General features: G+C 56.2%; 8 protein-coding genes. 5 read left to right on the top strand and 3 right to left on the bottom strand.

All coding sequences use genetic code 11. From position 1 onward, the window contains the following. Positions 1-344: 344 nt before the first annotated feature. Together AB1644_12055 and AB1644_12060 are read right to left on the bottom strand one after the other, a co-directional pair. On the bottom strand, positions 345-3,458 hold the full coding sequence (locus tag AB1644_12055) for an efflux RND transporter permease subunit (protein MEW6051776.1): 3,114 nt from the start codon (positions 3,456-3,458) through the stop codon (positions 345-347). An 11-nt stretch (positions 3,459-3,469) separates the two neighbouring features. Continuing rightward, positions 3,470-4,540, bottom strand: a complete 1,071-nt coding sequence (locus AB1644_12060) for an efflux RND transporter periplasmic adaptor subunit (GenBank protein MEW6051777.1) — start codon at positions 4,538-4,540, stop codon at positions 3,470-3,472. A gap of 241 nt (positions 4,541-4,781) precedes the next feature. Between AB1644_12060 and AB1644_12065 the strand changes: the two genes are divergently transcribed. Together AB1644_12065 and AB1644_12070 are read left to right on the top strand one after the other, a co-directional pair. Continuing rightward, the gene (locus tag AB1644_12065) at positions 4,782-6,608 is read left to right on the top strand and encodes a DUF4153 domain-containing protein (protein ID MEW6051778.1); all 1,827 of its coding nucleotides are present in this window, start codon (positions 4,782-4,784) and stop codon (positions 6,606-6,608) included. A 204-nt stretch (positions 6,609-6,812) separates the two neighbouring features. Further along, positions 6,813-8,183: a Fic family protein gene (locus AB1644_12070; GenBank protein ID MEW6051779.1), complete on the top strand. Its 1,371-nt coding sequence runs from the start codon at positions 6,813-6,815 to the stop codon at positions 8,181-8,183. 199 nt (positions 8,184-8,382) lie between these two features. On the opposite strand, the gene AB1644_12075 is transcribed toward AB1644_12070, so the two are convergent. Beyond that, the gene (locus tag AB1644_12075) at positions 8,383-8,532 is read right to left on the bottom strand and encodes a hypothetical protein (GenBank protein ID MEW6051780.1); all 150 of its coding nucleotides are present in this window, start codon (positions 8,530-8,532) and stop codon (positions 8,383-8,385) included. A gap of 32 nt (positions 8,533-8,564) precedes the next feature. Between AB1644_12075 and AB1644_12080 the strand changes: the two genes are divergently transcribed. The 3 genes from AB1644_12080 (at position 8,565) to AB1644_12090 (ending at position 12,750) form a co-directional block, all read left to right on the top strand. Further along, on the top strand, positions 8,565-9,863 hold the full coding sequence (locus AB1644_12080) for a DEAD/DEAH box helicase (GenBank protein MEW6051781.1): 1,299 nt from the start codon (positions 8,565-8,567) through the stop codon (positions 9,861-9,863). 124 nt (positions 9,864-9,987) lie between these two features. Beyond that, the gene (locus AB1644_12085) at positions 9,988-10,425 is read left to right on the top strand and encodes a bacteriohemerythrin (GenBank protein MEW6051782.1); all 438 of its coding nucleotides are present in this window, start codon (positions 9,988-9,990) and stop codon (positions 10,423-10,425) included. 246 nt (positions 10,426-10,671) lie between these two features. Further along, positions 10,672-12,750: a DUF4388 domain-containing protein gene (locus tag AB1644_12090; GenBank protein MEW6051783.1), complete on the top strand. Its 2,079-nt coding sequence runs from the start codon at positions 10,672-10,674 to the stop codon at positions 12,748-12,750. The last annotated feature ends 4 nt before the right edge of the window (positions 12,751-12,754 follow it).

Raw genomic sequence — 12,754 nt, forward strand, 5'->3', positions numbered from 1 at the left:
AGGTACTCAAGCCCCCATATATACCATTGAGTCATTTATCGGCCGATTTAGTCCAAAAATCCAGTTGAAACTGGAGACTCGCGGCGGGTACAATATCCGTTAATATATTGTGTCGCAGTCGGTTACTGGAGCGATTCGAGTCTCCGACGGTGAGGATTCTTAGGAGTTATACCCGTCGGTCGGGCCGGGGATTCCCAAAAATACCGATACTATCCTCATCAAGCCATGCGGGCCTCGACCGACGATGCTATCTAAGCAATTAAACCGTAAATGATTACAGCCGATCGGGGTGAGAGTTATTTTGTGTCACGACGATGTCATGTCGGTACCATGAACCGGCGAAGTCAATGACCGGCAGGCGCTCCAGACGATTTCTCCGCTCTCGATTCCGGCAGCCCTGCGGCAGCAGTCCCGAGTGTCCGAGCACCCGAAAGATAGGTATAGAGTGCCGGGATGACATACAAGGTCAATCCCAGCGAAAACAGCAGGCCTCCGATGATGACGATCCCCATCGACACCCGGCTCCGGGCGGCGGCCCCGAGCGCCAACGCGATCGGCAGAACACCGAAGACCGTCGCGAGACTGGTCATGAGAATGGGACGGAACCGCTGTGCAGCAGCGTCGATCACCGCTTCGCCAAGCGCCAATCCTTGTCCTTTACGTTGGTTGGCGAATTCGACAATCAGAATACCGTTCTTGGTCACGATACCGACCAGCGCGATAATACCGATCTGGCTGAAGATGTTGAACGTCTGGCCGAACAGCCACAACGAGAGAACCGCACCCGCCAGAGCAAGCGGAACCGTGAACATGATGATCAACGGGTCGCGAAAACTCTCGAACTGCGCCGAGAGAATGAGGTAGACGAGGACGAGCGCCAGCACGAACGCGAACAGCAGCGTATTCGAACTTTCGGTGTACTCCTTGGCGGTTCCGGCCAGGCTGGTCGCAAACGACTCATCAAGCGGCTCTCCAGCGATCTTTTGCATTTCGTCAATCCCCTGCCCAAGCGTCACCCCTCTCGCCGGCGCCGCCATTACCGTGGCGGCGACATACCGATTGTACCGATACAATTGCGGCGGACTGCTGCGATATGACAACTGAACAATGTTGTCGAGTTGGATCAGGTCTCCCTGTGCGTTCCGCACATATATGGACTTGAGATCAAGTGGTTCGTCCCGATCGGTCCGTTCCGCTTGCGCGATGACCGAATACTGCTTGCCATTAAATATGAAATAGCCGTAGCGCTGGCCGCTGAAGTAGAGCTGCAGTGTTTCGGCGATATCCTTTACCGTGATGCCGAGCGCCCGGGACCGTTCACGGTCGATCTGGATCGTCATTTCCGGCTTGTTGAACTTCAGGTTCAGATCGACCACCTGAAAGAGCGAATCCGCCTGTGCCCGTTGTATGAACGCCGGCACCACGCTTTTCAGTTTGTCCAGGGTCGGCGCCTGGATGACGAACTGGATCGGCAGCGAGGAGCCACGGGTGGCGCCGATTGTTTGCTCCTGGGTGACATACGCCCGGGCAAACGAGAGATCGCGAACGCGGGGAGTCAGCCAATCAGCAACCTCCTGCTGTGTCCGCGCCCGCTGATCGGGCGGCACCAGATTCACTCTCACGAAACCGGAATTGACCGAAGCCGCTCCGCCGAAACCGGGTGACGTGACCGACATGATGGCATCTCTTTCCGGAAGCGTGTCAGCCAACGCGATCAGCTTACCGATGTACGACGCCATGACTTCATACGATGTTCCCTCCGGGGCGGTCGCGTTGACGACGAGACGGCTCTTGTCTTCGAGCGGAGCCAACTCCGATGGTATCAGAGCCCCCAACCCCAAGATCAACGCCAATGAAATCGACATAATGACCAGAGCCAGGTATCTCCTGTGTATGAATCTCTCCAGCGAAGAACGGTACGCGCCATTCAGGCGATTGAACAGTCGTTCACTTGACTCGAACAATCGATTCTCGTGCGTGCTCTTGCGCAGCGTCCGTGCACTCATCATGGGAGTCAGAGTGAGGGACACGAAGGCGGAGATGAGCACTGAGCCCGCGACGACGATTCCGAACTCGCGAAACAGTCGGCCCGTCAGCCCCTGCAAAAAGATGATCGGCAGGAACACTGCCGCCAGGGTAATGGTCGTGGAAATGATGGCGAAGTAGATCTCCCTGGAGCCGCAGTGGCCGGCCTCGATCGGGTCCATGCCCCCTTCAATCTTGCGGTAAATATTCTCGAGTACCACGATGGCATCATCCACGACAATGCCGGTTGAAAGCACGATACCGAGCAGGGTGAGGATATTGATAGAGAAATTGGCGACATACATAATGAAGAACGCGCCCACCAGGGAGATCGGGATCGCGAGCATCGGAATGATGGTCGTGCGCCAATGGCGCAGGAACACGAATATGACCAGAAGGACCAGCAGGAACGCCATGGCGATCGTTTCGCCCACTTCGAGGATGGCGCGCCGGATATTGGTCGTAGTATCGAGCGCCATCCTGAGCTCTAGCCCCTCGGGCATGTCTCTTCGGAGCTGCTCCAGGCGGCGGTAGAATTCGTCGGCGATGGCGATGTGATTCGATCCGGGTTGCGGCGTGAGGGCAATGCCGACCATCGGCACGCCGTTGTTGCCGCGCATCAGGGTCCGCTCGTTCTCGGGAAGCAGGACCGCACGGCCGATGTCACGAAGCTTGATAACCGAACCGCCTGCCTCACGGATGATCAGGTCGTTGAATTCGTCCGGCGTGGTGAGCCGACCGAACGTGCGGATCGACAACTCCGTCGAGTACCCTTCGATCCGCCCCGACGGCAGCTCGACATTCTCCCGGTTGAGTGCATCGCGCACATCGAGCGGCGTCAGACCGTGTGCCGCCAGCCGCGCGGGGTCAATAAGCAGCTTCATGGAGTATTTCTTCTCACCGTAGATGCGTATCTCACTCACTCCCGGGATGGTCTGAAGCCGTTCTTTGAACACATCGTTGGCGATCGCCGACAGATCCAAAAGACTGTGCCGGTCGCTCCGCACCGTCAGTATCAGGATGGGGCTGGCGTCGGCGTCCGACTTGGAGATCACGGGCGGATCGATGTCCGAGGGAAGACTGCGCATGACCCGCGAGACCCGGTCGCGAACGTCGTTGGCCGCTTCCTCCATCGATACCCCCAGCTCGAATTCAACCGTGATCGTGCTGCGGCCGTCGGCGCTGATGGAAGTCAGCGACCGGATCCCGGCAATGCCGTTGATCGATTCCTCAAGCGGTTCGGTGATTTGCGATTCGACAATATCGGCGTTGGCCCCGGTGTAGGAGGTGCTGACCGTTACCACCGGCGGATCGACGCTTGGATATTCCCGCACACCAAGAAACACATAAGCAATGACGCCGAACAGGACAATCAGGAGCGAGAGTACGATCGACAGGACCGGCCTGTTGATGCTGATCGAGGGCAGATTCATGGACGCGACTCTCAGTTTCCCTGCAAATTACGGATCTCGATCGCCCGACCATCGACCACCTGCAGCAAACCGGTAGTCAGAATAGTGTCATCAGGCTGCAAGCCCTCTACGATCTGCACGCTGGTTTCAGTGCGAAGGCCGACCTTGACCAGCACCGACCTGGCTTGGCCGTTGCGGACCACGAAGACCTTTTCGCCGGCAAGTTCGGGGATGATGACCCCGGCCGGCACCACCAGAGCGTCGGGGAGTCGCTCAAGCGTGATCTCCACTTTGACGAACGACCCGGGAATGAGCGCGGCGTCAGGGTTTGGGACGCTGGCGCGGGCCTTGATCGTTCGCGTTTTGGGATCGATCTTGGATTCGACCGCAAAGATAGTACCTTGTCGCTCTGTGTCCAACTCGCCTGCTGTGACTACGATTGTGGTCCCCTTGGTTATCTGGCGGGCGTACTTCTCCGGCACTGAGAACTCTATCTTGATGGGATCGATATCCTGCATGGTGGCGACCAGCATGGCGCTCGTAACGTAACTTCCTTCGCTCACGTACCGGAGTCCGACCACCCCGTCGAATGGCGCCACGATCTCGGTCTTCGCCAACTGCGACTCGATCACCTCGCGCTCCGCCTGAATCATCTTCAGGTTGTTGGCGGCCCGGTCGTAATCTTCCTGGCTGATGCCGTTGATATCGAGTAAGCCCTGTTTTCGCCGTTCCTCATCGGCCGCCAGCTTCTCCGCCAACTGCTTCCCTTTGTACTGCGCTTGGAGTTCACTGTCGTTGATCTTGAGGAGCACCTGCCCTTTGTGCACTTTGCCGCCCTCGGCAAACGAAATGCCCGTGATTCGCCCCGAGATCTCCGGCCGCAGTTCGACCTCTTCGTTGGCCAAAAGCGTGCCGGTGGCGTTTATTTTGTTCTCAAGCGGTTGCGGTCGGATCACCACGGCATCAACCGCCAGCTTGGCACCAGTTCCCCCGGGTCGGCCTCCTCCCTGCGTTTTCCCTTCACCACATCCCAGTATTGCCAGGCCAAGAAACCCCACCGAGATACACAGCAGCATGCTGTTTGATAATCGAACGCTGGTCATATTGGTAATACTCATAGACATTGGGTTCGCTGTATTTGTTCCAGTCTTAATATAGTCAACCGAAACCGGACAACCTAATGGTGCCGAGCACCACGTATACGCTGTGCGGGGTGCCAATTGTCGAATTGGCGCAGGATGCTTTATTTTTGACTCTCACTCACCGAAGCCGCATATTCCCAATGGCCGAATTGGGAGTGGAAAGTCTCTGAACCGGACAGGCTGTAGCCGCAAAGGAGTCGTTATGAAGCTACCGTCAATGCAACAGGTGTATGTGGATGCGCGCCGCACCGCGATACGATTTTCGCTGGTTCTGGTCAGTGCCATATGCGGCACGATAGCCGCACTGATCATCGCCGAGCGCGAGGCGCCCGCCCACGCATCGATTGTCTTTCCGCTGTTGTTCGCGTCGGCGCTCGGTATTCCCTTGTTGACAGCCCTGGCTGTTACCGCGGAGAAGTGGCAATGGAATCGTGCCCGGTTATATGGTGGTCAGTTGGTTGGCGCGCTGCTGCTTGTCGGCTATGCGCTGACCGTTCCCATTGATCTCACGCATGCCCCGGCGATTCACGCCATACGGTTTTCCATCCTCTTGGCCGGCGCCGTCTTGTTGGCGATGGTGTTGCCGTACGTGAAGGCGGGGGAAGTGAACGGCTTCTGGCAATACAACAAGACGCTCTATTTTCGGCTGTTCATCACTGCACTCTACTCGGGAGTGCTGTATGCCGGACTTGCTATCGCCCTTGCAGCGTTGGACAATCTGTTCGGCGTGGATGTTCCCGGGAAACGCTATTTCGAACTCTGGATCATCATTGCCGGTTTGTTTGCCCCATGGTTCTTTCTGGCGGGTGTGCCGGAAGATTATCAGTCGCTGGAGCGCGCGGAAGAGTACCCTAAAGGGCTCAGAGTGTTTGCGCAGTATATCCTGATGATTCTGGTACTGGTGTACCTGGTGATATTGTATGCGTACCTGATCAAAATCCTGCTGCAATGGAACTGGCCAAAGGGGTGGGTGAGCAGTCTGATTCTCGGATTCTCCGCCACTGCGATCCTGTCTCTGTTGCTGTTGCATCCGATACGAGATCGAGTCGGCAACGCCTGGATCCGTTCGACGGGCCGATGGCTGTATATTGTTCTTATCCCCCTGATCGTGGTTTTGTTCCTGGCGGTCTCCGAGAGGATCGGGGACTACGGCATCACCGAAAGCCGGTATGCCGGTCTCGCGTTGGGAGTCTGGTTATCCGCTCAGTCGCTCTATTTCCTGTTCACCAAAGCCAAAAGCATCAAATTCACGGTCGGCTCGCTGTGTGTTTTGGCATTTCTCATGGTCGTGGGCCCGTGGAGTATGTTCAACGTTTCAGAAGGGAGCCAGGTATCTCGGTTGGAAAGACTGCTCACCGCACACGAAATCCTGGTGGACGGCAAGGTGCAGAAGACCTCGCTGGAGGTGTCTCTGCCTGACAGAGAGCATATCAGCTCGATTGTCAATTACCTTCGGGAGATCCATGGTTATGACCGGATCCAACCATGGTTTGCTGAGAGCCTGCTGGACTCCACCGGCGATGAAGATCACCGCAACAAGTACGCCGGCGATGTTGTCGCGATGATGGGAGTGGAGTACACTCTCCCGGCACGCTGGAGCCCCGGCGGCACCATGTTGGAGCGGGACGACCACAGTCCGATAGAAATCGGCGGCTACGACAAGATGGTTGCGCCGCGCACCGGATGGGAACCAAAGCCGGAACGGTCGCCGGTCACCGACAGGCTGTGGTATCGCCTGAGTAACAACTCGGACACGCTAACGTTTGTGCTGGGGGACAGCAGCCGGGCTGTCGATTCGGTGAAGGTCGACCTGGCTATCTGGAAACAACAGATTCTTGAAAAGCACACCGACTCCGGCAAAGTGGGCCGTACCACCCTTCCGCCGAACGAACTGGCTGTGACTGCCGAGGCGGAGCGGTTCCGCGTGAAAGCATATCTCAACGGCGTCCATGTCAGCGAAAACGAGCGCGACACGACAGTCAACGCCTATGACCTTATTGTCGTGTACTCGACGCGGAAAGAGGAATAGACCGGTTATTTTATTGTCGCCCAGCGCCTTACGTCCATTCTGGCAAAATCCGGGCTGATTTCGGATATGTAAACAATATGTAAAGTTCTGTTTGCGAGTTTACATATGTGTCGATATGTATACAATAGGTAAACTCGATCTTACAGGTTTACATATCATGACAGAACCGGCAAAATGAGGGATAGCGGAGAGAGATGTGGAGTAATGGCAAGAGAACGGTTATTGAGAATGGATCTGTATAAGATTGAAAAGCCGGACTTATCTAAGTTTACAATTGACAAGATTGTCCGGCGAGTCTCAGAAGTTGGGGATATTGTACAACATGTCGCCAGTCTGACGCACCCGGAATACCTTTACTGGGATGTAGCAAGATACAAAACGCGCCCCAAGGGTATTTCAGCGGAGGAGTTTTGGGCAATTGTCAAGTTTTTCCGTAAACATGCACCAAACCGCATACGGTCACAGGTCAAGAGTGAGTCGGGAGAATACTTCTCCTGGCAGCAGTTGCCGGGATTGACGTTTTTCCTCCATCAAATTGATCTTCAACTTGGAGGCACCCTTGCGGCAGACGAACTTGCTGATCCCAAGGAGAGACGACGTTTCATTTCAAGAGGCATCATCGAGGAAGCCATAGCCTCGTCGCAGTTGGAGGGAGCAAACACCACCCGCAAGGCCGCAAAATTAATGATAATAGAAAGAAGGGTACCGAGGAACCGCTCCGAGCAAATGATTCTGAACAACTACCAAACCATGATCTCTATTGAAGAAGAACTCAAGGACAGGTCTCTGGATCTCCGGGCCCTATTTGATCTTCATATCAACCTGACCAAAGAAACGTTGGAAGCCAAGGATATTGGCCGACTGAGAACTGATCGAGATCGAATCGTTGTCCTCAACTCTGCTCAAGGCGTCGTTTATCACGTGCCACCCAAAGAGCGATTCCTTCGAAGCGAAATAGAACGTCTTATCGCATACGCAAATGACGAAATCACGGAACGGGATTTTGTTCACCCCGTGCTGAAAGCAGTCATCCTTCATTTCTGGCTCGGGTATTTGCATCCGTTCGTCGACGGCAATGGCAGACTGGCCCGGGCCCTCTTCTACTGGTACTTGCTGAGGAAGGACTACTGGGCTTTTTCATACATACCTCTGTCGAGGGTCATCAAGAACTCCCCGGCACAGTATCGGAATGCCTACGTGTACAGCGAACAAGACGATCATGACCTGACCTACTTTGTAGACTATAACGTGAGGAAGATCACGCTCGCAAAGAAGGAGTTTGAGGCCTACGTAAGGAGAAAGCAGTTAGAGAATTTACAGATGGCAAGTACTGCGAAGAACATGTTCATGTTCAATGAACGGCAAATGCAGTTGCTTCGATATCTTCACAAGAACCCGACCGCCAGTACGACTATCGTTTCCCACGCTAGGGTTTATGAAATTTCACTGATGACCGCTCGGAAGGATCTAAAGATCCTGGAGAAAAGAGGGTTGCTTTCTTCGCGAAAGGTCGGTCGACAGGTTCCCTACTTCCCCACAAAGCAGATTGAAAAGCTCTTCCGCGTCAAGAGTTGAGTGGCTGGTGGACTTTGGCTAGACTATAAGCCAAGAAAAATGACACATTGCTGCACAGCACAAGCGCACGGACTATCTCCTTTCCCCTTGACTTTCTTTCACGGAATCCCTCTATTGCAGTGATATCGACGCTCAAGCGTCCCCATTTACCATCTCACTGAGAGGAATCTCCCCTTGTTTCGACCATTCAAGAAGAAGTTCACCCCCCGTCATGACCGCAGTCCTGATAAATCACACCAGCAGATGCATAAGCCAGTCCGTCCAGGCTCAAGGCCTGCTCCAACAGGTAATCGACCAGGCCAGCCAATACACAGGCCGGCACCGGCGCAAGGCCGAACAGTTCCGACAACAAACAGACCACCGCACGCCATTGTGAAGCCCGTGCATGCGCCAACACGGACTCCGCAGGCAACCGAGTCTACAACATCAGGCCATACCGGGTTCACCGGCCTTGGGATTGCGCCGGGACTGCTCGCTGCAATCGACCGACTCCGGTTCAAAGAGCCTACCCCGATCCAGCGTAAATCAATTCCCATCGGTATCGAGGGGAAAGATGTCATCGCTATAGCCCAGACCGGCACCGGCAAGACGCTGGCGTTCGGGATTCCGATGATTCAGCGTCTGGCTCAGATCAAAGGGCGCGGGCTGATCCTCTTGCCGACACGGGAATTAGCGCTTCAGGTCGATGAACAGTTGCTCGCAGTTGGCCGCGCAGTGGGACTTCGCACCGCAGTACTTATAGGCGGCGTCTCGATGGTGCTCCAGCAGAACGCGCTGAAGCGAGAGCCGCGCGTGATCGTGGCCACCCCGGGGAGACTCCTGGATCATTTGGAGCAGCGAAGTATCAATCTGGTGGATATACGAATTCTTGTTCTCGATGAAGCGGACCGCATGCTGGATATGGGGTTTGCGCCTCAGATTAACAAGATTCTGAGCTTCCTGCCGAGACAACGCCAAACCATGCTGTTTTCTGCGACCATTCCTGACGAGATCATGGCGATAGCGCGCAAACATATGGAGTTGCCGATTCACGTGGAGATCGCCCGCTCCGGCACAGCCGCGGAGAAAGTGGCCCAGGAGCTGTTCTTCGTGGAGAGACAGCAGAAATCCCGGCTCCTCGAAGTGCTGCTCCAGAAACAGCCGGGGCCGGTGCTCGTGTTTACCCGAACCAAGCATGGCGCACGAAAACTCACACGCGAGGTGAAAGCCATGGGGCACTGGGCGGCCGAGATCCACTCGAATCGTTCGTTGTCGCAGCGGCGGGAAGCGCTCGATGGTTTCAAGGCCGGCAAATATCGCGTGCTGGTGGCGACCGATATCGCCGCGCGGGGTATCGATGTCACCGGCATCGAGTTGGTGGTCAACTATGACCTGCCGTCCAACTCCGAGGACTACGTCCACCGCATAGGCCGTACCGCCCGAGCCGGTCGCGCCGGCAAAGCGGTCTCGTTTGCCACGTTCGACCAGCGGGGGGAAGTCCGAGATATCGAAAAACTCATACGTACGGCTCTGCCGGTGAAGGAACTCCCGGCCCTGCCGCCGGCCCGTGCCCGGGTCACCTGGGCACCGGAACCTGCCCCGGCTCGCCCTGCGCGCCGCCCCCAGGGCCCGCCCCCGGCGCCGTTCGGTCGAATCAAACGACACAGTTTTGACCGCCGCAAACCGCGAAAAGTCCGGTAGGGCATCCGAGGGTCCGGCACCACGGGTTCTCAAGGATACGCTGTCTCATCCGACAATTGGACCAAGGGCCCAAGGAATCTTTAGTGCTCCAAGAGTTTGATTTCCGGGCTCCGTTGGAGGCATTATGGTCTATTTTCAGTGGGATGAGACGTACAGCGTTGGCGTGGACTCGATCGACAACCAACACAAGAAACTGGTCGGTATGATAGCCTCGCTACAGCGAGCGTTTGTGGCCGGACGGCACGAAGCGGAGATGGGAAATGTGCTGAGAGCATTGGTGGATTACACGAGGTACCATTTCTCCGAGGAAGAGGCCCTGATGAAGCGGATCGGATTCGAGGAGTTGGCCAGGCACATGGAACTTCACCACCAACTGGTCGAGCAGATCGTCGACATTCTCAAACAACTTCGAGCCGGCAAGCCGTATAATGCACCGGATCTCATCGAATTTCTGAAACACTGGCTTATCGACCACATTATGGCTGAGGACAAGAAAGTGGCGGTCGTCTACCAGAACCAACTCAAACGGGCCATGAGTCCGGTATCCGACCCGGCGCGTTAACCGTTCCGGAAATCGACCTGACACTCTCTTTTGAAGAGCCGCTTCCTTGAAAGGAAACGGCGTGCCGACACAGAGGCAGCCCCGACACGGCCACCTCACTGCTAAACTACTTGGCCGCACAACCGACAATATCCATAGACACAACGGGGTTGACGAATAATCGATCGGATCGTGATTGATGTTTCATTCTCTGCACTGCATGCGACCCCTGCAACACACTGACCATATATTGCGACGGAGTATCCGATGGAACCGCATTCGTATCTGGAAAGCATGCCCGGCCATTCGCAACTGCAGCCGGTACATGAATCCTCGACCGACGGCACCCGAAAACTGAGTCTTCGTCCCCGCCTTCCCGAAATAGACTTAACGTGCGTCCGAATCGACAGCACGGCGGCACGTTTACTTTCGCTGGACCTGATGCGGCAGTTTCGGGTGGTCCCATTCTCGTATGATGCCGACAGCAGGGCGCTCAAAGTAGCGTGCCAGTCGCCGCACGACCGCGGATTGGCTGATGAGTTGTCGTCGCGGGCCGGGGGTGCGCATGTCGAGTTGTTCGCCGCGACGCCGTCGGCCATCGATGCTGCGATCGCACAACTGAAAAGCGCCACGCTCGCACAGCACTGGGCGCCGCCGAAGGGCCATGCGAACCCGGACGCACCGTCCACCAAGCTTGCACCAGTTATTCCAACGGCGGCCGAAAACCTCGTGTTGCCGCCTAAACTACCATCGTCGATAACGCACCGAGAGGCGGTCAACCTCCCAATGCGGGGCAGCCTGCTGTTTGTGACCCCTAAAGGGAAACTAAGCGAACACCTTTTGTTTGCGTACGCCGCCGAACGATATGAAGCGAAAGCGGTCGGCAGCGTAGCGGCGGCGTGCGAAGTTCTTGACAGGCAGTCGTTCGACCACGTGTTTGTTCATGACAGCTTTCGCACCGCGTGCGACGTGCTGGCGTCGAAGTTCCGTGAGCGAAACGCCGGGACCGCGTTGCACTTCTTCAATTCTGAGGCGTCGTTGCTGATTTCCGACACCGAGGACCAGTTGACCCGCGAACTCTTTGTCCGAAATCTCCACCTTTTTCGGCATCTTCACGACGTATCGAATCCGGCGTTGTTCACTCACGCGGGCGAAGTTACTCGCATAGCAGACTTGGTGGCGGTCAAATGCAGTCTGCCGTCAGGGGTTCGGTACGCAATTACGACCGCAGCCGCGCTCCATGATCTGTCGCAAAGTGATCTGACGAATCCGGAGCAATACGCGCACGTCGACATTATCGCCTTGACCGCCGGTCGCCTGGCCACTTGGGGATATCCCGATCAGATCGTCGTCATGCTCCGGTCGATGTACCGGAAGCGATCGCATATCGATATCCACCAGCACGATCACGCGGACCTGGCTGGCGCAATTCTGACGGCTGCCGACATCTATTGCCACAACCGACCTAATCGTTCTGGCGGGACTACCGAGAACTGCCGTGAGGCGATCCGCACGTTACGCGAGTTGGTGACACCGTACGCATCCGAAGACGTGGTGCAGAAGCTGACGGAGATTGCACTTGTCGATATGAGGCGCTTTTCGGAGGCCGGATCGTCGTTTCAGGTGCATATCTTCTCGACAGGCGGCAGTGTCGTGAATAGTTTGCAAAAAGCGCTTGACGGCGCCGGCTTGTCGGCGAGTGTGTCGTGCACAGTCGAAGAATGTGCGCTCGCGTTCTCGGAGAGAGCGCCGCAGGCGCTGGTTCTTCATCATCAGGGGGAAGGACGCACCTTGTACGATCTGATACTGGCCCTGGCTCTCAAAGGGGTGGCCATCGACCGAACGCCCACCATTTTGCTTTTCGACGACACATCGGCGCCGGAGGCCATGTCGTTCATCAAGCACGGTATTGAAGACGTCTTGCCGGCCTCGGTCACGGTTGATGTTCTGGTCACCAAACTGAATAGGCTGAAAGTCCGACTTGACGAAAAGGCGCACTCGCGACTGGCGGTATTGAAGGAATTGGGAACGCACGGTTCGCTTGAAGACATGAATCTGATAGATCTCCTTGAAGCCTCGCGCGGCAGCAGCCGGCCATCGCACATCAGTGTCTCCGCGAACGGGCAACATCTGACCGTGGTGGTAGACAAAGGGACGATCATCCGGGCAGAAGCCAATGACACCAGCGGCATCGATGCCATCCAGCAGGGGATTGCCTGGAAGCAAGGGGTCTGGAGTATTGACCCGATCGACCAGAGCGAACTGCCGACCCCGAATCTGAACAAGGGGATCGACTCGGTGCTGCTTGAGGCCTGTGTCCAGCACGATAACGCTGCGATTGAATAGTGCG

The organism is Candidatus Zixiibacteriota bacterium, from assembly GCA_040753875.1.
Taxonomy (GTDB): domain Bacteria; phylum Zixibacteria; class MSB-5A5; order GN15; family FEB-12; genus DATKJY01.